This is a genomic window from Pseudomonas sp. Tri1, assembly GCF_017968885.1.
In the GTDB taxonomy this organism is placed as follows: Bacteria; Pseudomonadota; Gammaproteobacteria; order Pseudomonadales; family Pseudomonadaceae; genus Aquipseudomonas.
In genome coordinates, this window is sequence record NZ_CP072913.1 from 4,162,039 (window position 1) to 4,185,689 (window position 23,651).

At 60.4% G+C, this 23,651-nt stretch carries 27 protein-coding genes; 17 read left to right on the forward strand and 10 right to left on the reverse strand.

Annotation, left to right across the window (positions count from 1 at the left end; translation table 11 throughout):
- Positions 1 to 100: 100 nt before the first annotated feature.
- A complete protein-coding gene (locus J9870_RS17675) occupies positions 101 to 1,114 on the forward strand; it encodes an aldo/keto reductase (RefSeq protein ID WP_210639273.1) in 1,014 nt (337 codons plus the stop codon).
- 66 nt (positions 1,115 to 1,180) lie between these two features.
- The gene (rarD, locus tag J9870_RS17680) at positions 1,181 to 2,065 is read left to right on the forward strand and encodes an EamA family transporter RarD (protein ID WP_210645317.1); all 885 of its coding nucleotides are present in this window, start codon (positions 1,181 to 1,183) and stop codon (positions 2,063 to 2,065) included.
- A gap of 178 nt (positions 2,066 to 2,243) precedes the next feature.
- Here the strand turns inward: rarD and hppD are convergent, their stop codons facing one another.
- A complete protein-coding gene (gene hppD, locus J9870_RS17685) occupies positions 2,244 to 3,320 on the reverse strand; it encodes a 4-hydroxyphenylpyruvate dioxygenase (RefSeq protein ID WP_210639274.1) in 1,077 nt (358 codons plus the stop codon).
- 252 nt (positions 3,321 to 3,572) lie between these two features.
- Positions 3,573 to 4,517, reverse strand: coding sequence for a DMT family transporter (locus J9870_RS17690; protein WP_210639275.1), 945 nt, complete (start codon positions 4,515 to 4,517; stop codon positions 3,573 to 3,575).
- Positions 4,518 to 4,646: 129 nt separating this feature from the next.
- On the opposite strand from J9870_RS17690, the gene J9870_RS17695 reads away from it, so the two are divergent.
- The 3 genes from J9870_RS17695 (at position 4,647) to J9870_RS17705 (ending at position 7,759) form a co-directional block, all read left to right on the forward strand.
- On the forward strand, positions 4,647 to 5,510 hold the full coding sequence (locus tag J9870_RS17695) for a LysR family transcriptional regulator (protein WP_210639276.1): 864 nt from the start codon (positions 4,647 to 4,649) through the stop codon (positions 5,508 to 5,510).
- A 115-nt stretch (positions 5,511 to 5,625) separates the two neighbouring features.
- Positions 5,626 to 7,188, forward strand: coding sequence for an EAL domain-containing protein (locus J9870_RS17700; protein ID WP_210639277.1), 1,563 nt, complete (start codon positions 5,626 to 5,628; stop codon positions 7,186 to 7,188).
- Positions 7,189 to 7,393: 205 nt separating this feature from the next.
- On the forward strand, positions 7,394 to 7,759 hold the full coding sequence (locus J9870_RS17705; RefSeq protein WP_210639278.1) for a histone-like nucleoid-structuring protein, MvaT/MvaU family: 366 nt from the start codon (positions 7,394 to 7,396) through the stop codon (positions 7,757 to 7,759).
- 90 nt (positions 7,760 to 7,849) lie between these two features.
- Here the strand turns inward: J9870_RS17705 and J9870_RS17710 are convergent, their stop codons facing one another.
- Positions 7,850 to 8,383, reverse strand: a complete 534-nt coding sequence (locus J9870_RS17710) for a DUF4946 domain-containing protein (RefSeq protein ID WP_210639279.1) — start codon at positions 8,381 to 8,383, stop codon at positions 7,850 to 7,852.
- A 194-nt stretch (positions 8,384 to 8,577) separates the two neighbouring features.
- On the opposite strand from J9870_RS17710, the gene gloA reads away from it, so the two are divergent.
- Positions 8,578 to 9,099, forward strand: a complete 522-nt coding sequence (gene gloA / locus J9870_RS17715) for a lactoylglutathione lyase (protein ID WP_210639280.1) — start codon at positions 8,578 to 8,580, stop codon at positions 9,097 to 9,099.
- Between the two features lie 179 nt (positions 9,100 to 9,278).
- Here the strand turns inward: gloA and ahpF are convergent, their stop codons facing one another.
- The 4 genes from ahpF to galU form a co-directional block, all read right to left on the reverse strand.
- On the reverse strand, positions 9,279 to 10,841 hold the full coding sequence (gene ahpF / locus J9870_RS17720) for an alkyl hydroperoxide reductase subunit F (RefSeq protein ID WP_210639281.1): 1,563 nt from the start codon (positions 10,839 to 10,841) through the stop codon (positions 9,279 to 9,281).
- A gap of 124 nt (positions 10,842 to 10,965) precedes the next feature.
- Complete coding sequence (gene ahpC / locus J9870_RS17725; RefSeq protein WP_210639282.1) at positions 10,966 to 11,529, reverse strand: alkyl hydroperoxide reductase subunit C; 564 nt, start codon at positions 11,527 to 11,529, stop codon at positions 10,966 to 10,968.
- A gap of 173 nt (positions 11,530 to 11,702) precedes the next feature.
- The gene (gene gorA / locus J9870_RS17730) at positions 11,703 to 13,061 is read right to left on the reverse strand and encodes a glutathione-disulfide reductase (RefSeq protein WP_210639283.1); all 1,359 of its coding nucleotides are present in this window, start codon (positions 13,059 to 13,061) and stop codon (positions 11,703 to 11,705) included.
- 319 nt (positions 13,062 to 13,380) lie between these two features.
- Entirely contained in the window at positions 13,381 to 14,220 is an 840-nt protein-coding gene (gene galU / locus J9870_RS17735; RefSeq protein WP_003182953.1) for a UTP--glucose-1-phosphate uridylyltransferase GalU, read from the reverse strand.
- A 235-nt stretch (positions 14,221 to 14,455) separates the two neighbouring features.
- Between galU and J9870_RS17740 the strand changes: the two genes are divergently transcribed.
- Positions 14,456 to 14,671 (forward strand): hypothetical protein, encoded by a 216-nt coding sequence (locus J9870_RS17740; RefSeq protein WP_210639284.1) that lies wholly within the window; start codon positions 14,456 to 14,458, stop codon positions 14,669 to 14,671.
- A gap of 115 nt (positions 14,672 to 14,786) precedes the next feature.
- A complete protein-coding gene (locus J9870_RS17745; RefSeq protein WP_134923863.1) occupies positions 14,787 to 15,068 on the forward strand; it encodes a hypothetical protein in 282 nt (93 codons plus the stop codon).
- 4 nt (positions 15,069 to 15,072) lie between these two features.
- On the opposite strand, the gene J9870_RS17750 is transcribed toward J9870_RS17745, so the two are convergent.
- Complete coding sequence (locus tag J9870_RS17750; protein WP_109755196.1) at positions 15,073 to 15,303, reverse strand: hypothetical protein; 231 nt, start codon at positions 15,301 to 15,303, stop codon at positions 15,073 to 15,075.
- A gap of 109 nt (positions 15,304 to 15,412) precedes the next feature.
- Complete coding sequence (locus tag J9870_RS17755) at positions 15,413 to 15,763, reverse strand: hypothetical protein (protein ID WP_210639285.1); 351 nt, start codon at positions 15,761 to 15,763, stop codon at positions 15,413 to 15,415.
- Between the two features lie 203 nt (positions 15,764 to 15,966).
- Here J9870_RS17755 and J9870_RS17760 point away from each other — a divergent pair, with 203 nt between their 5' ends.
- The 5 genes from J9870_RS17760 (at position 15,967) to ada (ending at position 19,220) form a co-directional block, all read left to right on the forward strand.
- Positions 15,967 to 16,269 (forward strand): DUF1883 domain-containing protein, encoded by a 303-nt coding sequence (locus J9870_RS17760; RefSeq protein ID WP_003182962.1) that lies wholly within the window; start codon positions 15,967 to 15,969, stop codon positions 16,267 to 16,269.
- A 28-nt stretch (positions 16,270 to 16,297) separates the two neighbouring features.
- Entirely contained in the window at positions 16,298 to 16,468 is a 171-nt protein-coding gene (locus J9870_RS17765) for a hypothetical protein (RefSeq protein ID WP_210639286.1), read from the forward strand.
- A gap of 194 nt (positions 16,469 to 16,662) precedes the next feature.
- Positions 16,663 to 17,391, forward strand: a complete 729-nt coding sequence (locus J9870_RS17770; RefSeq protein ID WP_210639287.1) for a 2OG-Fe(II) oxygenase — start codon at positions 16,663 to 16,665, stop codon at positions 17,389 to 17,391.
- Positions 17,378 to 18,058, forward strand: a complete 681-nt coding sequence (gene alkB, locus J9870_RS17775) for a DNA oxidative demethylase AlkB (protein ID WP_210639288.1) — start codon at positions 17,378 to 17,380, stop codon at positions 18,056 to 18,058. Before J9870_RS17770 ends, alkB begins: the two co-directional genes overlap by 14 nt.
- Before the next feature lie 88 nt (positions 18,059 to 18,146).
- Positions 18,147 to 19,220, forward strand: a complete 1,074-nt coding sequence (gene ada / locus J9870_RS17780; protein ID WP_210639289.1) for a bifunctional DNA-binding transcriptional regulator/O6-methylguanine-DNA methyltransferase Ada — start codon at positions 18,147 to 18,149, stop codon at positions 19,218 to 19,220.
- On the opposite strand, the gene J9870_RS17785 is transcribed toward ada, so the two are convergent.
- Positions 19,184 to 19,672 carry a GyrI-like domain-containing protein gene (locus J9870_RS17785; protein WP_210639290.1) on the reverse strand — a complete coding sequence of 163 codons (489 nt, stop codon included), beginning with the start codon at positions 19,670 to 19,672 and terminating at the stop codon, positions 19,184 to 19,186. The genes ada and J9870_RS17785 overlap by 37 nt on opposite strands.
- Before the next feature lie 150 nt (positions 19,673 to 19,822).
- On the opposite strand from J9870_RS17785, the gene J9870_RS17790 reads away from it, so the two are divergent.
- The 4 genes from J9870_RS17790 (at position 19,823) to modC (ending at position 23,647) form a co-directional block, all read left to right on the forward strand.
- Positions 19,823 to 20,896: a nitronate monooxygenase gene (locus tag J9870_RS17790; protein WP_210639291.1), complete on the forward strand. Its 1,074-nt coding sequence runs from the start codon at positions 19,823 to 19,825 to the stop codon at positions 20,894 to 20,896.
- Between the two features lie 213 nt (positions 20,897 to 21,109).
- Entirely contained in the window at positions 21,110 to 21,883 is a 774-nt protein-coding gene (gene modA / locus J9870_RS17795) for a molybdate ABC transporter substrate-binding protein (RefSeq protein ID WP_210645318.1), read from the forward strand.
- Positions 21,884 to 22,564, forward strand: coding sequence for a molybdate ABC transporter permease subunit (modB, locus tag J9870_RS17800; RefSeq protein ID WP_210639292.1), 681 nt, complete (start codon positions 21,884 to 21,886; stop codon positions 22,562 to 22,564). It begins immediately after the preceding gene.
- Between the two features lie 3 nt (positions 22,565 to 22,567).
- Positions 22,568 to 23,647, forward strand: a complete 1,080-nt coding sequence (modC, locus tag J9870_RS17805; protein ID WP_210639293.1) for a molybdenum ABC transporter ATP-binding protein — start codon at positions 22,568 to 22,570, stop codon at positions 23,645 to 23,647.
- The last annotated feature ends 4 nt before the right edge of the window (positions 23,648 to 23,651 follow it).

Here is a 23,651-nt window from a genome sequence, read left to right on the forward strand (position 1 = left end):
CTCCCACAGTTGATTTGGGGATGTTTGAGAATTGTGTTTGATCCCTGCGGTGGTTCTGGGGTTTGATTGAGGCTTTCCCCATGGATAAAAGGATCTTGTCATGAGCTATCGCACGCTAGGCCATTCCGGGTTGCAAGTCTCGACGTTGACCCTGGGCACGATGATGTTCGGCGAACAGACCAGCACCGAGGATTCGCTGCGAATCATCGACAAGGCCTGGGACCAGGGCATCAACTTCATCGACACGGCGGACGTCTACACCAACGGCCGCTCCGAAGAGATCGTCGGCGAGGCGATCGCCAGTCGCCGCCAGGAATGGGTGCTGGCCACCAAGGTCGGCTTCGGCCCAGCGGACGGTGTGCCCAACCGCAGCGGCCTGAGCCGCAAGCACATTTTCAACGGTATCGAGGCCAGCCTGACGCGCCTGGGCACCGACTACCTGGACATCTATTACCTGCACCGCGAAGACCACAACACGCCATTGCAGGTCACGGTGTCGGCCATTGGTGATTTGATTCGCCAGGGCAAGATTCGCTATTGGGGCCTGTCGAACTACCGGGGCTGGCGCATCGCCGAGGTGATCCGGCTTGCCGACAGCCTGGGCATCGACCGGCCGGTGATCAGCCAACCGCTGTACAACATCGTCAACCGCCAGGCGGAAACCGAGCAGATCACCGCCGCGCAGAACTATGGCCTCGGCGTGGTGCCTTTCAGCCCCCTCGCCCGTGGCGTGCTCAGCGGCAAGTACGCGCCGGACGTGGCGCCGGACGCCAACAGCCGCGCCGGTCGCCAGGACAAACGCATCCTGGAAACCGAATGGCGGGTCGAGTCCCTGCGTATTGCCCAGCAGATCCAGCAATACACCCAGGGCCGGGGCGTGGGCATCGTCGAGTTCGCCATTGCCTGGGTGCTGAATAACAGCGCGGTGACCTCGGCCATCGTCGGGCCGCGTACCGAGGAGCAGTGGGACGCCTACGCCAAGGCGCAGGCGGTGAAGATCACGGCGGAGGATGAAGCCTTCATCGATTCGCTGGTGACACCGGGGCATGCCTCGACGCCGGGGTTCAATGACGTGGGGCATTTCGTGTCGGGGCGAGTGCCGCGTACGTCATAACTTCGTTGAGTCAACAGAACACCCTTTGTGGCGAGGGTGTCGATGACCGCCCTCAAGAGAATCATCGTGTCCAAAGGCATCGCTCTATCGGTCTCAGCCTCTGCGCTGTTCGCCGTCATGTACTACTACACCTCGCTGCTCTCACCGTTGACCGGCCTGGAGATTTTCGGCTGGCGCATGCTGCTGACGATGCCGTGCATGACGGTGTTCATGCTGGTGGCCCGGGAGTGGCACCTCGTCACGCAACTGGTCCGGCGCCTGATCGCCGCGCCACGGTTGTTGGTCGCGGCGATCGCCTCTTCGGCGCTGATGGGCGCGCAGTTGTGGCTGTTCATGTGGGCGCCGCTCAACGGCTACAGCCTGGACGTGTCGCTGGGGTATTTCCTGCTGCCGCTGTCGATGGTCCTGACCGGCCGCATCGTCTACGGCGAACGTCTGTCGTACCTGCAGAAAGTCGCCGTGTTCCTCGCCGTCCTTGGCGTGTTCAACGAGTTGTATCAAGTGGGTGGGTTTTCCTGGGCTACCTTGCTCGTGGTACTGGGTTACCCGATCTACTTCATCCTGCGCAAACGCCTCAAGACCGACAACCTGGGCGGGCTCTGGCTGGACATGACGCTGATGCTGCCACTGGCGCTCTGGTTCGTGCAGAGCGGTGAGCAAGGCTTCAATGTTTTCGATCAATACCCCAGGCTGTTGCTGCTCATTCCGGTGCTCGGGGTCATCAGTGCCTCGGCGCTGGTGACCTACATACTCGCCAGTCGTTTGCTGCCGTTCAGCCTGTTCGGCCTGTTGAGTTATGTCGAACCGGTGTTGCTGCTGGGCGTTGCGCTACTGTTGGGCGAAAGCATCCAGGCCAGCGAATGGCTGACCTACATCCCCATCTGGATGGCGGTGGCGGTGCTGGTGTTCGAAGGGTTCAAGCACCTGACACGGCAGCGACGCCGGGCCTGAGCGCACCACCGGCCCCTGTGGGCGCGAGCTTGCTCGCGATAGCGGTTGCACATCCAACAGTGATGGGACTGACAGATCGCAATCGCGAGCAAGCTCGCTCCCACATTTTAATTTGCGCCGAGCAATAAAAAGCCCGCCCGACATCACTGCCGGGCGGGCTTTTTAATGGGTTCAGGCCTTACTCGGTCGCCAGCACCCCACGCCGCACCTGGTCACGCTCGATAGACTCGAACAGCGCCTTGAAGTTGCCTTCGCCGAAACCATCGTCGCCCTTGCGCTGGATGAACTCGAAGAACACCGGCCCCATCAGGGTTTCCGAGAATATCTGCAGCAGCAGGCGCCGGTCGCCCTGCTCGGAAGCACCGTCCAGCAGAATGCCCCGCGATCGCAGTTCATCCACTGGCTCGCCGTGGTTCGGCAGGCGGCCTTCGAGCATTTCGTAGTAGGTGTCCGGGGGCGCGGTCATGAAGCGCATGCCGATGCTTTTCAGCTTATCCCAGGTCTTGATCAGGTCATCGGTCAGGAATGCCACGTGCTGGATACCTTCGCCGTTGAACTGCATCAGGAACTCTTCGATCTGCCCGGCGCCCTTGGACGACTCTTCGTTCAGCGGGATGCGGATCATGCCATCCGGGGCGGTCATGGCCTTGGAGGTCAGGCCGGTGTATTCGCCCTTGATGTCGAAATAACGGATCTCGCGGAAGTTGAACAGCTTCTCGTAGAAACCAGCCCAGTAGGCCATGCGCCCGCGATACACGTTGTGGGTCAGGTGGTCGATGATTTTCAGGCCGGCGCCAACCGGATTGCGGTCAACGCCGTCGATAAACACGAAGTCGATGTCATAGATCGAGCTGCCTTCGCCAAACCGGTCGATCAGGTACAGCGGCGCGCCGCCGATGCCTTTGATCGCTGGCAGGTTCAGCTCCATCGGGCCAGTTTCGATGTGGATCGGCTGGGCACCGAGCTCCAGGGCCCGCTTGTAGGCCTGCTGCGAATCCTTGACGCGGAACGCCATGCCGCACACTGACGGACCGTGTTCGGCCGCAAAGTACGAGGCCACGCTGTGAGGTTCGTTGTTGAGGATCAGGTTGATCGCACCCTGGCGATACAGGTGCACGTCCTTGGAGCGGTGGGTGGCCACTTTGGTGAAGCCCATGATCTCGAAGATCGGCTCCAGGGTGTTGGGCGTAGGGGATGCGAATTCGATGAATTCAAAGCCCATCAGGCCCATTGGGTTTTCGTATAGATCTGCCATGTTCGGCGCCTCATCATGCTTATCAATTAACAAAAAACGTTAGTTGCCAGTGATGCTGAGGACGAGCGGTGGCGCGCAGGAAATACCGCGAACGCTGCGGGCGAGGAAATCGCCGTAGATCAGTTGAAACCCAAGTATCTTCATTGTCGACCCAAGGCTCTTGCGGGCGAGGCTTCTGCTGCCAGAAGACGTTTATTCTTATATGCGTAACTCGATTCTACACAGCGTAACCATATTTGTCCGCCTTCTGTATCAAATCGCCTTTTTCGCCGTCCGTGCAAGGGGTTTGTTGCACAGGAAAATGCCCACCAGAATCACACCCCCGCCCACACACATCAGGGCCGTGAGCCGTTCGTCCAGCAGCACCGCCCCCAGCAGCACCGCCGTGAGCGGGTTGAGGGCGATGAACACACCGGAACGGGTCGCACCAATCCGACGAATGCCGTCGTACCAGGCGATGTAGGCCAGGGCCGAACCCAGCACGCCGAGGTACAGCAGGCTCAGCCATTGACGGATGTCCAACCCCCGGAGTACTTCGAAGCGAACCTGGCCGCCGGCCGCGCAGGCCAGCCACAACATCAACGTACCGAGCAGAATCGACCAGGTCACGGTCTGCAAGGGGCCAAGGCTTTCATTCAGGCTTCTGGAAAACAGCGAATAAATGCCCCAGCCCAGCACGCAGCCAAAAATCAGCAGATCGCCGACCCAGCCCTGTGCCGTACCCTGCAACAAAGCCGGATCGCGACTGACGATCACCACCCCTGCCCCGCCAATACACAGGACGATGCCCGTCACTTTCAAGCGGCCCAGCCGCTCCTTGAACAACCACCAGGACGCCAGCCCGATCACCGCCGGGTTCAAGGCGACGATCAACGAGGCTCGCGACGCATTGATGTACTGCAAGCCGTAAAAGAAGCACAGGTTATAGAAGAAGATGCCGAAGAACCCCAGGGCAGCCAATTGCAGCCCTTGCTTGAGGCTGGGCTTGACCAACGGGATTCCAGCCAGAGCGAGAAACACTAGCAGCGCGATACTGGCCAGCAGGAAACGCAGGCTGGCGGCGAACAAGGGCGCCAGGGCATCGGCAAGGATCCTGCCAGCCACAAAGGTGCCACCCCAGATCATGGTGACCATGGCGAGCTTCAGGTAGACCGGCAGGTCTGAAGGTGTTGGGACGGCTTGTTCGAGGGTTTTCATGGTTCACCAGAGCAGGCAAGAGACCACACCCACAACCTGTGGCTACAAGGTTGCGTGTCGCTTTCTGATTCGAGTCAGATGCGTCATTATTTGATTCATGCTTGATCATCGTAAAATGAGTAATCCCTCATGACCCTCACCCAGCTCGAAATCTTCTCCCTGGTCGCTGAGCTGCGTGGTTTCACCGCAGCGGCCACACGCTTGGGCATCGGCCAGTCAGCGGTGTCCCACGCCATCAAATCCCTGGAGCAAGAGCTGGGCGTGGAATTGCTCAGGCGTCATCAGTCCCAGGTGGAACTCAGTGACATTGGCGAGCAACTGTTGCTGCGCGCCCGGGCCATGCTCGGGCTGGCCAACACCCTGCGCCAGGAAGCCGCCGACGCCCGTGGCATGCGCCGTGGCACCTTGCGTATTGGCTCGTTCGGGCCGACGTCGTCGATGAAGCTGTTGCCCGCCATCCTGCAGCGCTACCGTGCGCTGCATCCAGGGATCGAGGTGCACATCGATGAAGGGCCGGATCGCCAAGTCATCCAGTGGCTGGATGAACGACGGGTAGATGTCGGCTTCGTGGTGCTGCCCGAGGATCGTTTCGATACGTTCATGCTGATGGAGGATCAGATGGTCGCCCTGCTACCCACCCACCATCCCCTCGCCGCCCAGGCCAGCCTGAGCCTCAAGGACCTGTGCAACGACCCGTTCGTGCTCACCGAGGCCGGATCGTCGGAGCTGGTGTCGCGCCTGTTCAATGCCGCCCGGCTCACACCGAACGTGCGCTTTCGTTGCTCGCAACTGCTCAGCACCCTGGACGTCGTCAGCCGCGGCGAGGCGGTGAGTGTGGTTTCCGAAGGCTCGCTGCCGGGCGGCGATAACCCGGGTTTCGTCACACGGCCATTGTCGCCGCGAGTTCCGCGCCAGATTGGCCTCGCGGTATTGGACAGCCGCCAGGCCTCACCGGCGACCCTGGCCTTTATAGAACTGGCGCGGCAGTCATGAGCCTTGCGTACAACACAGAACCTGGGGGGCAAGGAACCGACAAGCCATCTATCATGGTCGGCACCCAATGCTTTTCCCCCTTGCTGCCTTTCCCTTCTCGCCACAGGTTGTGCTGATGCCCCTGACCGCCACACGCTCGCGCACGCGGCCCCGTCGCCACCTGATCACCCTGTTCTGTGGCCTGCTGCCGATACTGTCGGGGCTGGGTATCCTGTACATGCAGGCCGAACGGACGCTGGAGCAACACACCCGGCAGACGGCCGTAGAGCTGCTCAGGCAGGTCGAGTCGATGCTCGACAACACCGCCTTGTCGGCCCGTGAGCTGTTGCCCCTGGCCGGCCAGCCTTGCGAAGCGGCCAAGCTGGCCTTGCGCGAACAAGTGACACGCCGGCCCTTTGTTCGCTCGACCAATCTGGTACGAGACAACACCCTGTATTGCAGTTCGTTGTTTGGCGGCTTCGAAGAAAAAGTCGATCCGAACGATTATTACCAGGGCACGTTGTGGCTCATGAACGGCAACCCGGTCACCCCCGACACCGCACTGCTGATCTATCGGCTCAACGAAGGCCCCCAAGGGGTATTGGCGACCGTAGATGGTTATTACCTGGCCAATGCCCTGCAGCTGATTGGCGGCCAGACTCGACTGCGGCTACAAGTTGGGCCCAATTGGCTGGCGGAAGACGGCAAGGTCCGACAAACCCCACTGCCCGCACTGGCGGTCGCACAGAGCGGCCTCGCCTCAACACACTACCCCTTCAATGTTGAAGCCGGCTTTGATGAGGGGGAAGTCTGGCGCTATATGGCCCGGGAATATCCACCGCTGTTCAGCCTGCTGATCTTCTTCGGTGCCATCGCCGGAGCACTCGGCCACTGGCTACAAAAACGCACCTCCTCCCCCAGTCGTGAACTGCAACGGGCCCTGGAGGCGGAAGAGTTCGTTCCCTATCTGCAACCGGTGGTGCATGGCGACAGCAAGCGCTGGGCCGGCGTCGAAGTGCTGATGCGCTGGAACCATCCCAAGGAAGGCCTGGTGCGCCCGGACCTGTTCATTCCATTCGCTGAACACAGTGGCTTGATCGTGCCAATGACCCGCGCCTTGATGCAGCAGACCATGCACCTGCTGGCACCGCTTGCGCCAATGCTGGAGGCGCCGTTTCATGTCGGCATCAACATCACCGCCCGTCACTGCCAGGATTTGGCGCTGGTAGACGATTGCCGCGCGTTCCTGGACGCCTTCCCACCGGGTGCGATTGCACTGGTGCTGGAGCTGACCGAACGCGAGCTGATCGAACCCACCCCCGTTACCCATCAATTGTTCGAGCAGTTGCATGCGCTGGGGGTCAAGATCGCCATCGACGACTTCGGCACGGGTCATTCCAGCCTGGGGTACTTGCGTCAGTTCAACGTGGACTTCCTGAAGATCGACCAGAGTTTTGTCGCGATGATCGGGGCCGATGCTCTGTCGCGTCACATCCTCGACAGCATCATCGAACTGTCGGGCAAGCTGGACTTGGAGATTGTTGCCGAGGGTGTCGAAACCGTTGAACAAAGCGATTACCTGGCGGCCCATGGGGTGAACTTTTTACAAGGTTATCTATTTGGCCGGCCGGTTAGCGGGCAAGACTTCATTGCCGCCTTGACCGCCATTAATGGCAATTACCCGCCGCCAGGCTATTGACGAGGGCGCGCCAACAGATAAGAACGTTTGCTGTTGTTACATAACGAAAAAGTTACGATTTACACAATTCCAATTAACTACTACAATTTTTTCTACCTGTGCTAGATAACAGGAGAGTCATTAGCACCGAGTCGCTTCAAGGCACTTGGCTTATAGCTTTGTTTGCGGTTGGTATCAGCCAAACATTCTGATTGGAGTAACGATTTTGTCCAGACTCGCTGAATTTCGTGCAGCTGAAAAGGCCCTTCAAGAGCAGCTCAAGCAACTGGAATCGCTGAAGAACGATGCCGGGCTCAAGAAAGAAATCGAATTCGAAGAAAAGCTCCAGGGACTGATGAAAACCTACGGCAAGAGCCTGCGCGACATCATCGCGATCCTTGACCCGAAGCCGTCCAAGGCTGGCTTGCCAGCGGCCAAGCCTGTTAAAACCCGCCGTGCACGCGTGGTCAAGGTTTACCAGAACCCACACACGGGTGAGTTGATCGAAACCAAGGGCGGCAACCACCGCGGCCTGAAAGCCTGGAAAGAACAATACGGTGCAGCCACCGTTGATTCCTGGTTGCGTGGTTGACATTCCCCGGATGAAAAAGCCCTGAGTACACTCAGGGCTTTTTATGGGTTCAACTTCTGGATCCCACCACAGACGTATTGCGCTGCTACCCTATAGTTTCAGGCTATTTCGTACCGATTGTATTTCATCCTGGCTTTCAACAAATACTTGAGCCTGTCCCGCATAGGACAGCACATAAGCCCTGCCCTCATTTAGTGCCGCGACGAGTGTCTGGGACAACACATGCCTGCCATTCTGCGTGATCGTGCAAGTCGTCTCCAAAGCGCTGACCCCGCCCAACATTGAAGAATGGATCTTATTACACACACTTTGATAACCTCCCTGGAAAAAGTCCTTCTGGATCGACTTACGCATTTCCAGTAATACGCCTTGCAAGTTGACTTGATGATCAGGCTCGACGGACGTCGTGGTCAATTCCATGACCATCACCGCATTGCCTGCGGCGTCGCTCTTGGTCGCCCGTTGCCGGGTGGTTCCCGGCGCCGCCGGGGCGGGTGCATCAGCGGGCAGCGGCTCGATGACCCAGCCCTGTGGCCACAGGACCTGCGGTTCGACCGCCTGGACACCGACACTCGCGATGGCGGCAAACAGCAGGACAAACAGCGAAAGAAACGGTCGAATCATTGCGGTGCACTCAAGGACGAAGCATAAAGTCTGAAGCCCACCGCAGAACCAGGCAATAGCCACACTCGGTTTGGCGATGTCGCCCCCCCTTGCGTATCATGGGCGCACCTGCATGGAAGCCACCCGACGCAAGCCCAGGAACCGTCACAGCACATTTGCGACGCCGTTTGCCCCACTTATTTTCCGGAGGGCCCATGAGCCTGCACGAACTCAATACTTTCCCGGGCGTCACCGCCCAACCCGATGCCGCCACAGCCAAATTCGTCTTCAACCACACCATGCTGCGGGTCAAGGACATTACCAAGTCCCTGGATTTCTACACTCGCATATTGGGTTTCTCCCTGGTGGAAAAACGCGACTTCCCGGAAGCCGAATTCAGCCTGTATTTCCTGGCACTGGTGGACAAGAACCAGATTCCAGCAGATGCCGCAGCGCGTACCGAATGGATGAAGTCGATCCCTGGCATCCTCGAACTGACCCACAACCATGGCACCGAAAGCGATCCAGCGTTCGCCTATCACAACGGCAACACCGACCCGCGCGGCTTCGGCCACATTTGCGTCTCGGTGCCGGACATCGTCGCGGCCTGCGAGCGCTTCGAAGCACTGGGCTGCGATTTCCAGAAGCGCCTGAACGACGGCCGCATGAAGAGCCTGGCGTTCATCAAGGACCCGGACGGCTACTGGGTCGAAATCATCCAGCCTGCGCCACTGTAAAACCCCCACAAGCCATTGTGGGAGCGAGCTTGCTCGCGATGAGGGTGGCACATTCAGCATTGAGACAAGCTGACCCACCGCCATCGCGAGCAAGCTCGCTCCCACAGGGTGATGCGTGGTCCAAAACAAAACCCCATGGGCCAGGCCCATGGGGTTTTGTTTTTGCCACTATCGCCAGCTTATGCCGGCGCAGAGGTACGGATCAGGTGGTCGAAGGCGCTCAGCGAAGCCTTGGCCCCCTCGCCCACGGCGATCACGATCTGCTTGTACGGCACGGTGGTCACGTCACCGGCGGCGAAGACGCCAGGGATCGAAGTTTCACCCCGGGCATCGACGATGATCTCGCCACGTGGCGACAGCTCTACCGTGCCTTTGAGCCAATCGGTGTTGGGCAACAGGCCGATCTGCACGAAGATCCCTTCCAGCGCCACGTCCAGCACTTCACCGCTTGGGCGGTCCTTGTAGCGCAAGCCGTTGACCTTCTGGCCATCCCCCATCACTTCGGTAGTCTGGGCGTTGGTGATCACGGTCACGTTCGGCAGACTGTGCAGCTTGCGTTGCAACACCGCATCGGCACGCAATTGCACATCGAACTCCAGCAGGGTGACATGGGCCACGATACCGGCCAGGTCGATGGCCGCTTCGACACCGGAGTTACCGCCGCCAATCACCGCCACACGCTTGCCTTTGAACAGCGGACCGTCACAGTGCGGGCAGTACGCCACGCCCTTGTTGCGATATTGCTGCTCACCCGGCACGTTCATTTCGCGCCAGCGGGCACCGGTCGCCAGGATCACGGTCTTGGCCTTGAGGCTCGCACCGCTGGCGAATTTGATTTCGTGCAGCGCGCCATCCTTGCCAGGCACCAATGCATCGGCGCGTTGCAGGTTCATGATGTCCACGTCGTACTGCTTGACGTGTTCTTCCAGGGCGACGGCCAGTTTCGGACCTTCGGTTTCCTGGACCGAGATGAAGTTCTCGATGGCCATGGTGTCGAGCACCTGACCGCCGAAACGCTCGGCCGCGACACCGGTGCGGATACCTTTACGAGCGGCGTAGATCGCCGCCGAAGCACCGGCCGGGCCACCGCCGACGACCAGCACATCAAAAGCCTCTTTGGCGCTGATCTTCTCGGCCTGGCGCTCGATACCGCTGGTGTCGATCTTGGCCAGAATCTCTTCCAGGCCCATGCGGCCTTGGCCGAAGTTCACGCCGTTCAGGTACACGCTCGGCACGGCCATGATCTGGCGTTCATCGACCTCAGCCTGGAACAACGCACCGTCGATGGCGACGTGGCGAATGTTCGGGTTCAGCACCGCCATCAGGTTCAGTGCCTGGACCACGTCCGGGCAGTTCTGGCACGACAGCGAGAAATAGGTCTCGAAGTTGAACTCGCCCTTGAGGGCGCGGATCTGTTCGATGACTTCGACACTGGCCTTCGACGGGTGGCCGCCGACTTGCAGCAAGGCCAGCACCAGCGAAGTGAATTCGTGGCCCATCGGGATGCCGGCGAAACGCAGGCTGATATCGGCTCCCGGGCGATTCAACGAAAACGATGGCTTACGCGCATCGGTGCCGTTGTCCAGTAAGGTGATTTGCTCGCAAAGACTGGCAACGTCTTTGAGTAGCGCAAGCATTTCCTGGGATTTCGCACCGTCGTCGAGGGAGGCGACGATCTCGATCGGCTGGGTGACCCGTTCCAGGTATGACTTCAACTGAGCTTTAAGATTGGCGTCCAACATACGGGCGATTTCCATTTTTTGAATTTCAGAAAAAACAACGCCCGAGCGAATCTCGCCCGGGCGTTTTTTGGGGCGAAGCGGCTTGCTTGGTTAAGAGCTGATCGCCCTCGGATGACTCACAGACTTAGATCTTGCCGACCAGGTCCAGGGACGGCGCCAGGGTGGCCTCGCCTTCTTTCCACTTGGCTGGGCAGACTTCACCCGGGTGAGCGGCGACGTACTGAGCGGCCTTGACCTTGCGCAGCAGTTCGGAGGCGTCACGGCCTACACCGCCGTCGTTGATTTCAACGATCTTGATCTGGCCTTGTGGGTTGATCACGAAGGTACCGCGGTCAGCCAGGCCGACTTCTTCGATCAGCACGTCGAAGTTGCGGGAGATGACGTGGGTCGGGTCGCCGATCATGGTGTACTGGATCTTGCCAATGGCTGGCGAAGTGTTGTGCCAGGCAGCGTGGGCAAAGTGGGTGTCGGTCGACACGCTGTAGACTTCGACGCCCAGTTTCTGGAATTCGGCGTAGTTGTCGGCCAGGTCTTCCAGCTCGGTTGGGCAAACGAAGGTGAAGTCAGCTGGGTAGAAGAACACGACAGACCACTTGCCCTTCAGGTCGGCGTCCGATACTTCGACGAATTCGCCGTTTTTGAAGGCGGTAGCGTTGAACGGTTTAACTTGGCTGTTGATGATAGGCATCGATGTTTCTCCATCAGGGTTGAAAAGTTGATGGAGGGAATCTTATCCACTCATTCCCGGGCTGGCTCATTGGCAAACCTCATGCGAATGATTGGTTTTGGCTATCAGCCGCTAAATAGATAGAAGAAAACTTAATATGGCGAGCAAGCGCGCTCGCCATATCTTCGTTGGGGTCAGGAGGCTACGGGGGTACGCATCGTGACAAATTCCTCGGCGGCGGTTGGATGCACGCCGATGGTTTCGTCGAAATCACGCTTGGTGGCGCCGGCCTTGAGGGCGATGGCCAGGCCTTGGACGATTTCTCCGGCATCCGGCCCGACCATATGGCAACCCAGCACCTTGTCGGTCTCGGCATCCACCACCAGCTTCATCAGGGTGCGCTCCTGGCAGTCGGTCAAGCTCAGCTTCATCGGTCGGAAACGGCTTTCGAAAATCTCTACCTTGTAGCCCTCCTCCTTGGCCTGCTCTTCGGTCAAACCCACCGTGCCGATGTTCGGCAGGCTGAACACGGCAGTGGGAATCATCCGGTAATCCACCAGGCGATATTGCTCAGGCTTGAACAGACGCCGCGCCACCGCCATGCCCTCGGCCAGGGCAACAGGGGTGAGCTGGACGCGACCGATCACGTCGCCAATGGCCAGGATCGACGGTTCAGTGGTCTCGTACTTTTCGTTGACCACGACAAAACCCTTCTCGTCCACTGTGACAGCGGTGTTCTCCAGGCCAAGATTGTCGAGCATCGGTCGCCGGCCAGTGGCGTAGAACACGCAATCGGTGATCAGCGTCTTGCCATCCTTGAGCTCTACCCTGAGGCTGCCGTCGTCGAGTTTTTCGATGGACTTGATGTCAGCGTTGAACTGCAGATCCAGGCCACGCCGGGTCAGTTCTTCCGCCAGGTGCTTGCGCACCGCACCGTCAAAGCCGCGCAGGAACAGGTCACCGCGATACAGCAGCGACGTCTGCGCGCCCATACCGTGGAAAATCCCGGCGAACTCCACCGCGATGTAGCCGCCGCCCACCACGATGACGCGCTTGGGCAGTTCCTTGAGGAAAAACGCCTGGTTGGAGCTGATGGCGTGCTCGTGCCCCGGAATGTCCGGGATCACCGGCCAGCCACCGGTGGCAATCATGATGTGCTTGGCGGTATAGCGCTGGTCGTTGATCTCGACCTCATGGGGCCCGGTGATCCTGGCGTGACCTTCGTGCAGCTCAACGCCGCTGTTGACCAGCAGGTTGCGATAGATCCCGTTGAGGCGATTGATTTCCCGGTCCTTGTTGGCGATCAACGTGGCCCAGTCGAAACTCGGCTCCCCCGCCGTCCAGCCATAGGCCGACGCTTGCTCGAAGTCCTCGGCATAATGCGCACCGTAGACCAGCAGCTTCTTGGGCACACACCCCACGTTCACGCAAGTGCCGCCCAGGTAGCGGCTCTCCGCCACGGCCACTTTCGCGCCAAAACCGGCCGCGAACCGCGCCGCCCGCACACCGCCGGAACCGGCGCCAATCACATACAAGTCAAAATCGTAGGCCATTTCTATCTCCTTCGGCAGGCCATCAGCATACCCGCTGTTTTCACCTGAGGCAGCGTTGCGATGGTTATGGGGGCGGAAAATGAAAAAGCCAGCTGGGCTGGCTCGAATTGGCAGCAATGCTCAAGTCAAGCGCGCCCCCTGTGAGAGCGAGCTTGCTCGCGATGGCGGTGGGTCAGCTTGCATAGTTGTTGAATGTGCCGACGCTATCGCGAGCAAGCTCGCTCCCACAGGGGGTGTTTGTGTGATCTGCGAGCAACTTTTCCCCGGGCAAAAAAACGCCCCGAACCAGTCGGGGCGTTTTTCAAGGCGCGGCGGGCTATCAGTAAGCCTTGCCGGTCTTGTAGAAGTTCTCGAAGCAGAAGTTGGTCGCGTCGATGTAGCCTTCGGCACCACCGCAGTCGAAACGCTTGCCCTTGAACTTGTAGGCCATGACGCAGCCGTTCTGGGCCTGCTTCATCAGGGCGTCGGTGATCTGGATTTCGCCGCCCTTGCCTGGCTCGGTCTGTTCGATCAGGTCGAAGATGTCCGGGGTCAGGATGTAGCGACCGATGATCGCCAGGTTCGATGGTGCGTCTTCAGGTTTTGGTTTTTCAACCATGCTGTGGACGCGGTAGATGTCGTCGCGGATCATTTCGCCGGCAATCACGCCGTACTTGTTGGTTTCCTGCGGATCGACTTCCTGGATCGCCACGATGGAGCAGCGGAACTGCTTGTACAGCTTGACCATCTGGGTCAGCACGCCGTCGCCTTCGAGGTTGACGCACAAGTCGTCCGCCAGGACCACGGCGAACGGTTCGTCACCGATCAGCGGGCGGCCGGTCAGGATCGCGTGGCCCAAACCTTTCATTTCGGTCTGGCGAGTGTAGGAGAACGAGCACTCGTCCAGCAGTTTGCGGATGCCAACCAGGTATTTCTCCTTGTCGGTGCCCTTGATCTGGTTTTCCAGCTCGTAGCTGATATCGAAATGGTCTTCCAGGGCGCGCTTGCCACGGCCGGTGACGATGGAGATTTCCGTCAGGCCCGCATCGAGGGCTTCTTCGACGCCGTACTGGATCAGTGGCTTGTTCACCACCGGCAGCATTTCTTTGGGCATGGCTTTAGTCGCTGGCAGGAAGCGAGTACCGTAACCGGCTGCTGGGAACAAGCATTTCTTGATCATATAAGTCCTTGAAAAGGCGGTGTGTACGAGTTTCGGGGCAGTCTAATCAGGCGACGGGCACCTTACAATGCCCGCACTGGCCAACCGATGCCATCATAGAGAAATAAAAAACGCCGGATAGTTCAATCGCCTTTCATCTCGATAGGTCCGGTGGTGCCCACTGTACGCCCATGAGCACTGTTTGCGAGCATTTGACGTATCATGGCGCCCTTGATTACGCCAACGAGGCAGCTAGATGTCGGTCACACAAAACGCAAACGGTTATTCGGTCAGCCAGGACAAGGACGGCCAATGGTGGATTATCAACTACCATGGCGAGCAGGTCGCCGGCCCCCTGCCCAGCAAAACGATGGCGGTGGAAGTGGCGGCGGTATTCCAGGACGACCGCTCTGCCCCGGCGGCCAAGGAACGTGACACAGCCCCGGCACGCAGCCCCCGCCGCAAGAAGTAAGCAGACAAGCCCCAAGTAAATGACGCACGGCATTGAACGGGGCTTTGTTTATCTGTACCGGAATGGCCATTCGCTATACTCTCGCGCCTGCCCCTCCCTTCCTGATGACGATTCCATGAAAACACTTCTGGCGCTGTTTGCCGTCCTGGCCCTGGCGGGCTGTGCCTCTGCCGAAAAAACCTACCTGAACAATGGCGAACAGGGACTGACCATCGATTGCTCCGGCGAAGCCAATGACTGGGCCACCTGTTATGAAAAAGCCGATGCATCCTGTGCCGGCACCGGCTACCGCATCGTCGGCACCGATGGCACACCGCAGGCCAAGGAAAGCGAAAAGACCCTGGGTGTCGACGTCGGCAACTACACCAGTCGCAGCGTCGTGGTGGTGTGCAAGTAAGAAGTTACATGTGGATCTCAGCGAACTTGATACCCAGGCCGCGTATGGTCTCGATCAGTTCGTCGAGGCTGCTGAAGGATTCGACTTCATCCTGCTCATCCACCAGGAAAAAACTGCGCCCGGCGCTTTTCTTGAAAAAGACGATCCATTCGCCTGGGCTCGCCGGGTTCTGAATCACATGGGTGGCAGATATAAGACCTTCTGCATGGCGCTCACGCACCTGCTCGCGTTTCATCGACTGACTCCATAAATGACAATGCCGCCAACGTTGACCGTGGCGGCATTTTTTGTCGAGGGCAACAGTTTATCCGATGCGTGCCCCGCTCGTCAGGCTGAGACGGCGCTCAACCGGAAATGCAGGCGTTGGCCGCGTCCTGCACATCGCCGGGACGCACAGGCACGTTGGACAGGCTTTCGTGCAACTTGATGCTGCTGCCGCTGGAGCGCTCGTCAATGTCGAACACCGCCGCCGGCAGGGTCGACAGTTTGCCCGGCACAATCAACCTCACGCCGTTCTTGTGCGGTTCCATTTGCAGCGGGCCACGGCTGCTGGCCAGCTTGTCGGCCACGCACTTGGCGTATTCATGGGGTTTCTTTCCGGAGATGACGCTCATGGTGGGCGGCGTCTGGTTGATGTCCGATACCGATGCACATCCACTCATTGCCAATGCCAACACCCACACGCTGCGCTTCATATGATTCCTCCAATAAAGACCCTCCGACAGTGCCGACGCCGTTTTTCTCCGGGGCCGCACCGCTTTTTTTATCCCGCTTCCTGCGATAAATGACCAAAGCCTGGAGCGCGGGCCGGATATTAACACTCGGGGCTGATAAACTGCGCATCATTGTCCCTTGCTATCGTTTTGATTTTGTAGAAAAAGCCCTTCTGGAGGCGCCCATGAAATTCATCCACCAGCGCGAGCACCTGAACGAAGACGATATCGTCGTTATCGAATGCTCCCAAATGTGCAACATCCGTTTGATGAACGACGCCAACTTCCGTAGCTTCAAGAACGGCGGCCGGCACACTTATCACGGCGGCGCATTCGATACCTTCCCGGCCAGGATCACTGCACCGAGCACCGGCTTCTGGAACATCACCATCGACACCGTCAACCGCCGGGCCATCAGTGTCACGCGCAAGCCGACCCTGACCCACAAGATCAAGATCATCCGGCGTTCCAGCTCGAAACTGAGCTGAGCATCGCCCCTTCAAGAAAGGCAAAACCGTGGCCCAGACAACCAAATACGTCATCAAGTACAAGCTCAACGGCGAACGCCGTTTCGAGTTCGCACAACTTCAAACCGGCACCGAGGAAGAAGCCAAGGCAGCGCTACAGGCGTTGCACGGCCAGACCGATGATGTCATCAGCGACATCAGTGTCAGCAAAGCCTTGTAGCGGCTCACCCTGATTGATTTTTTGTGGCGTGGGGATTTATCCCCTCGCCACAGGGTAGATGGTTTATCGGTTGGCACAGGGATCCAGGTCCACTCTCTTGGCGCCCCGGATAAAACATTGACCGCAAGCCTCGGAGTGCCAGTCGTCGGGGCACTCGCCAGACTGAGCAATCCTTTCTACCAAGGTTTGTGATCATGTCCGCCATCCTGCAAACACCCTCGCTGAACCACGCCATAGACAACCTGGACTGGCCTGCCCTGGAACACAGCCTCGATCAGGACGGCAGCGCGATCATCCGCAACCTGCTGCCCGCCACGCAATGTCGAATGCTCAGCAGTTTATACGCCGAACCCGGGCTTTTTCGTTCCCGGGTGATCATGGCCCGTCATAGCTTCGGGCGCGGCGAGTATCAGTACTTTCGTTATCCACTGCCCGATATCGTCCAGCAGCTGCGCCAGTCGCTGTATCCGCTGCTGGTGCCGCTGGCCAATCGCTGGAACGAATGCATGGGCATCGAAGTGCGATACCCCGACGAGCACGCCGACTTTATTCAGCGCGGCCATGGCGCCGGGCAACAGCGCCCGACGCCGTTGCTGCTGCAATACGGCCCGCAGGATTACAACTGCCTGCATCAGGATCTGTACGGCGAGCAGGTGTTCCCACTGCAAGTCGCGATCCTGTTGTCGGAACCGGGCCGGGACTTCAGCGGCGGTGAGTTCGTGCTGACCGAGCAACGCCCGCGCATGCAATCGCGGCCGCAGGTCATCGATCTGAAACAGGGCGATGCGGTGGTGTTCGCCGTGCATCAGCGGCCGGTCAAAGGCGTTCGCGGTTATTATCGGGTGAACATGCGCCATGGCGTCAGCTGCGTGCACAGCGGCAGGCGGCACACCTTGGGAATCATTTTTCATGATGCGCAATAACGACACACCGCTCACATTGGACCTGTTTGCCGACCAGGCGCCCACCACACCCGGCCAGGTCGAACAGATCGGCCAGCAATCCTTCGTGCTGCGCGGTTTCGCCCTCCCCTGGCTGGAGCGTTTGCTGCCGGCCCTGGAAACGGTCTTGCAGGCCGCGCCGTTCCGGCAGATGGTCACACCCGGCGGCTTTACCATGTCGGTGGCCTTGAGCAGTTGCGGCGCGCTGGGCTGGACCACCGACCGCAGCGGCTATCGCTACACCGCCCATGACCCACAGACCGGCCAGCCCTGGCCACAGATGCCGGCGGTGTTTCGCGAACTGGCCCAGGCCGCCGCCCGGCAGGCGCAGTTCGAGCACTTCGAACCCGACGCCTGCCTGATCAACCGCTACGTACCCGGTGCACGGATGTCACTGCATCAGGACAAGAACGAACGTTCCCTGGCCGCCCCCATCGTCTCGATGTCCCTGGGCCTGCCGGCGGTGTTCCAATTTGGCGGCTTCGAGCGCAGCGACAAGAGCCTGCGCATCCCGTTGTTCCATGGCGACATCGTGGTCTGGGGCGGCGTGGACCGTTTGCGTTACCACGGCGTATTGCCGCTCAAGGAAGGACAGCACCCGCACCTGGGCAGCCAGCGGATCAACCTGACGTTTCGCACTGCCGGCTGAATGTGCAGAATTCAACCGCAAGACCCGGAGTGTTGCCACCTCGCAGGCTCGCTACTGTAGGCAAAACGGGCCAATGGACATAACGACCATGAACAGCACTTCGAACAATCCCGCCCCTGAACTGGATCCGCGCTGGGCCGCCGTGCTCGCCCGGGATCCGCGCGCCGACGGACAATTCGTCTATGGCGTGAAGACCACTGGCATCTATTGCCATCCCAGCAGCCTGTCGCGGCTGCCCAACCCGCGTAACGTCGAATTCTTCGACACCCCGGAACAGGCCCAGGCAGCCGGCTATCGCCCCAGCAAGCGCGCGGCCAGGGACCAGACCCAGATCGCCGCCCAACAAGCGGCCCGGGTCGCGGCCGCCTGCCGGCAGATCGAAGCCGCTGAAGAATTGCCAGGCCTGAATGAACTGGCAGAAAGCGCCGGTTTGAGCCCTTTCCATTTTCATCGGGTGTTCAAGGCGGTCACTGGCCTGACCCCCAAGGGCTATGCCGCCGCGCACCGTTCACGCAAGGTGCGCGAGCGCCTGGCCGATGGTGGGACGATCACTGATGCGCTGTACGACGCCGGTTTCAATTCCAACAGCCGCTTCTATGAAGCCGCCGACAAAGTCCTCGGCATGAAACCCGCCGACTACCGCGCCAAGGGGCAGAACACCGACATCCGTTTCGCCGTCGGCCAATGCTCCCTCGGGGCGATCCTGGTGGCGCAAAGCGAGCGTGGCGTGTGCGCGATCCTGCTGGGGGACGACCCGGACACGTTGGTGCGGGACCTGCAAGACAAATTCCGCCGGGCCAACCTGATCGGCGCCGACCGCGAGTTCGAGCAATTGATCGCCCAGGTGGTGGGCTTTATCGAAGCGCCGGCGCTGGGCCTGGACCTGCCCTTGGACCTGCGCGGCACGGCGTTCCAGGAAAGGGTCTGGCAGGCCCTGCGGGACATTCCAGCGGGCAGCACCGCCAGCTACGCCGAGATCGCCCAGCGCATCGGCATGCCCAAGGCCGTGCGCGCCGTGGCCCAGGCCTGCGGCGCCAACAGCCTGGCGGTGGCGATCCCTTGCCACCGGGTAGTGCGCAGCGACGGTAACCTGTCCGGCTATCGCTGGGGCGTGGAACGCAAGCGTCAGTTGCTGGCGCTGGAACGCTCGTCCGGGGACTGAACACCGATGTAGATCGCTACCGAATCGGGGCCGCTGTAGACCTCGAAATCGCTGGTGAAACGGCGCAGGGTTTGCGGGTTATCGGCGAAATACGCCCAGATCAGGCCCCAGGTCTGGATCACGCAATCGGGCATCGGCCCCTTGGCCGAAAACACCAGGTAATCCCCGCCTTCGATGTCCACGGCGGGGTAGCCTGCGCTCGTCGCATCGACCTGCACACCGGCGGTCACATCGAAGTAGCCGGTGGCGTCGGACTCATAATTGGAATACACGCCGTAGACGAACGACTCCGACTGCCGAGCCGGAATCGCGTCGAACAGCCCTTCGGTGAAGAACTGCTGCCACATCGGACCGATCCTGGCCGTGTCGGGTTGCTGCTCGTCGGTGTTGCGGGTGCGCACCTGCAGACCGGCCACGGTGAAGGGTTCGACGGTCTTGAGTTTCACGTCCATGGGTCAGGCTCCTTGATGTATGAGGCCCGCATGGTAACCCTCCCGCCGTCGAGATCAAGTTGCGGCGCTCGATTGAAAAACTCGACTGGCCCTCGCCGGCCCACACCTGCTAAAAACCCTGTTTCCTTTCTGCCGTCGGAGACTCCGCACATGAGCCAGTGGCCAGACACTCGCATTCTTGACCTGCTCGGAATCGAGCTGCCCATTATCCAGGGGCCGCTGGCTGGGGTGACGGGGCCGGCCATGGTGGTCGCTACCTGCAATGCCGGCGGGCTGGGCTCGATGCCGGCGGCGATGCTGGATGTCGAGCAACTGCGCCAGGCACTGACGACCATCGGTGAACAGACCGACAAGCCATTCAATGTGAATTTTTTCTGTCACCAGCCGCCCGTGTTCGATAAGCAGCGGGCCGAGGCCTGGAAACAACGGCTCAAGCCCTATTACGAGGAACTGGGCGCAGACTTCGACGCACCGACGCCGGTGTCCAACCGCACGCCGTTCGATGATGCGGCCTGCCGTGTGCTGGAGGAAATGCGCCCGAAAGTGGTCAGTTTCCACTTCGGCCTGCCGGAAAAATCCCTGCTGGATCGGGTGAAGGCCACCGGCGCGAAAATCCTCTCTTCGGCCACTACCGTCGAGGAAGCCATCTGGCTGGAACAGCACGGTTGTGACGCAATCATCGCCATGGGCTACGAAGCCGGCGGCCATCGCGGGATGTTCCTCAGTGACGACCTCAACACCCAGGTCGGCCTGTTCGCCTTGCTGCCACAGGTGGTGGATGCGGTGAAGGTGCCGGTGATCGCTACCGGCGGCATCGGCGATGCGCGGGGGATCGTCGCGGCATTCGCCCTGGGCGCCTCGGCGGTGCAACTGGGCAGCGCCTATCTGTTCACCCCTGAGGCCAAGATCAGCGCGTCCCATCACCGGGCGCTGCGCACGGCCAAGGAAAGCCAGACCGCCGTCACCAACCTGTTCACCGGTCGCCCGGCCCGGGGCATCGTCAACCGAGTGATGCGCGAAGTGGGCCCGATGAGCCCGCTGGCGCCGGCATTTCCCCTGGCGGGCGGGGCATTGATGCCGTTGCGCGCCAAGGATGAAGCGGACTTCAGCAACCTCTGGGCCGGCCAGGCGTTTCCCCTGGGCCGCGAGCTGTCGAGCGCCGAGCTGACCCGACAACTGGCCGAGGAGACGCTGACCCAACTGAACAACCGTGGTCGGTCCTGACGGTCGTCAGCGCCTGTCAGGCCGTTATCGCGAGCAAGCTCGCTCCCACACTTGATCTGTGGCAACCACCACATCCAGGTAGACCGGCGAACCTGTGGGAGCTGAGCTTGCTCGCGATGGCGGCGGCCCTCTCACCTTTCCTGTTGTTGATCCCCGACAAAATGCCACGTTCCGTTTATCGGCCATTCGCTATATATTTCCGTATACAGCGACCTGACCTTACGGATCCCTACCATGCCCCTCTCCCGCTTCGCGCCGTTGCTACTGACCACGCTGTTTACCGTTGGCGCCGTCCAGGCCGATGAGGTGCAAGTGGCGGTTGCCGCCAATTTCACCGCCCCGCTCCAGGCCATCGCCGCCGATTTCGAAAAAGACACCGGGCACAAATTGGTGGCCGCCTACGGTGCGACCGGACAGTTCTACACGCAGATCAAGAACGGCGCGCCGTTCGAGGTCTTCCTCGCCGCCGATGACAGCACCCCGGCCAAACTCGAAAGCGAAGGCGATACCGTCAAGGGCTCACGCTTCACCTACGCCATTGGCACGCTGGCGCTGTGGTCGGCCAAGGAGGGCTATGTCGACAGCACAGGCCAGGTACTCAAGGACAACGCTTTCCAGCACCTGTCTATCGCCAACCCGAAGGCTGCGCCCTACGGCTTGGCCGCGACCCAGGTGCTGGACAAGCTGGGGCTGACCGCGCAGGTCAAGAGCAAGCTTGTCGAAGGCCAGAACATCACCCAGGCCTATCAGTTCGTCTCCACTGGCAACGCCGAACTCGGCTTCGTGGCCTTGTCGCAGATCTACAAGGACGGCAAAGTAACCGGTGGTTCGGCGTGGATCGTCCCGGCCGAACTGCATGATCCGATCAAGCAAGACGCGGTGATCCTCAGTAAAGGCCAGAACAACCCCGCCGCCGCCGCGCTGGTGGATTACCTCAAGGGCCCGAAAGCCGCCGCCATCATCCAAGCCTACGGTTATCAACGCTAAATGCCACTGACCAGTGCCGACCTTGCAGCGATCTGGCTGACCCTGAAACTGGCGTCGTTGACCACGGTGATCCTGCTGCTTATCGGCACGCCCATCGCCTTGTGGCTGTCACGCAGCCAATCCTGGCTGCGTGGGCCAGTAGGTGCGGTAGTGGCGCTGCCCTTGGTGTTGCCGCCCACGGTGATCGGCTTTTACCTGCTGCTGGCGTTGGGCCCCAACGGCTGGATCGGCCAGTTCACCCAGGCTCTCGGGCTGGGCACCCTCACCTTCAGCTTTACCGGGTTGGTGATCGGCTCGGTGATCTATTCGATGCCGTTTGTGGTGCAACCGTTGCAGAACGCCTTTGCCGCCATCGGCAACCGCCCTCTGGAAGTCGCCGCCACGCTGCGGGCCAGTCCTTGGGATACCTTCTTCAGCGTCATCCTGCCCCTGGCCCGGCCCGGCTTCATCACGGCGGCGATTCTCGGCTTTGCCCATACCGTTGGCGAATTCGGCGTGGTGTTGATGATCGGCGGCAACATCCCTGAGAAAACCCGGGTGGTTTCGGTGCAGATCTACGACCACGTCGAAGCCCTTGAATATGCCCAGGCCCATTGGCTGGCGGCGGCGATGCTGGTGTTTTCATTTGCTGTGCTGCTGGCGCTGTACTCCAGCCGCAGAACCCGGACCGGTTGGAGCTGATCGATGATTCAGGCGCGCTTGCAGCTCGACCACGGGGACTTTTCCCTGGACCTGGCTGTGCAACTGCCGGGCCGGGGGGTGACCGCTTTGTATGGTCCGTCCGGTTCGGGCAAGACCACCTGCCTGCGCTGCATCGCCGGGCTGGAGCGGCCGTCCCATGGCTTCATCGAGGTCAATGGCGACGTGTGGCAGGACAGTGAACACGGCGTGTTCTTGCCGCCGCATAAACGAGCGGTGGGGTATGTGTTCCAGGAGGCGAGCCTGTTCACCCATCTTTCGGTACGGGGCAACCTGGCGTTCGGCCTCAAGCGCATCGCCCCAGCGCAACGGCGCGTGGACATGTCCCAGGCGAGCGAATTGCTGGGTATCGCTCACCTGCTCGAGCGACAGCCGCACACCCTGTCCGGCGGTGAACGCCAGCGGGTGGGCATAGCCCGCGCCTTGTTGACCAGCCCACGACTGTTGCTGATGGACGAGCCGCTGGCGGCCCTCGATAGCCGGCGCAAAAACGAAATCCTGCCGTACCTGCAACGGTTGCACGATGAACTGGATATCCCGGTGCTGTACGTCAGCCACTCCCAGGACGAAGTGGCACGCCTGGCCGACCACCTCGTACTGCTCGACGGTGGCCGCGCGCTGGCCAGCGGGCCGATCGGTGAGACCCTGGCCCGGCTCGACCTGCCGCTGGCCATGGGGGATGACGCGGGGGTGGTGATCCAAGGCAAGGTCAGCGGTTATGACCCCACCTATCAACTGCTGACCCTGAACCTGCCCGATAGCCAGTTGAATGTGCGGGTGGCTCATACGGCGCTGGCTGTCGGGCAGCCGTTGCGCTTCAAGGTCCAGGCCCGGGACGTCAGCCTGAGCCTGACGAACGACGCCCAGACCAGCATCCTCAACCGCCTGCCGGTCACCGTGGTCAGCGAACTGGCCGCCGACAATGCCGCCCATGTGCTGATCCGTCTGGAAGCGGCCGGCACGCCACTGTTGGCACGCATCACCCGCTACTCCCGCGACCAGTTGAAACTGCATCCGAGGCAGTTGTTGTGGGCGCAGATCAAGGCGGTGGCGGTGTTGGCGTAGGATC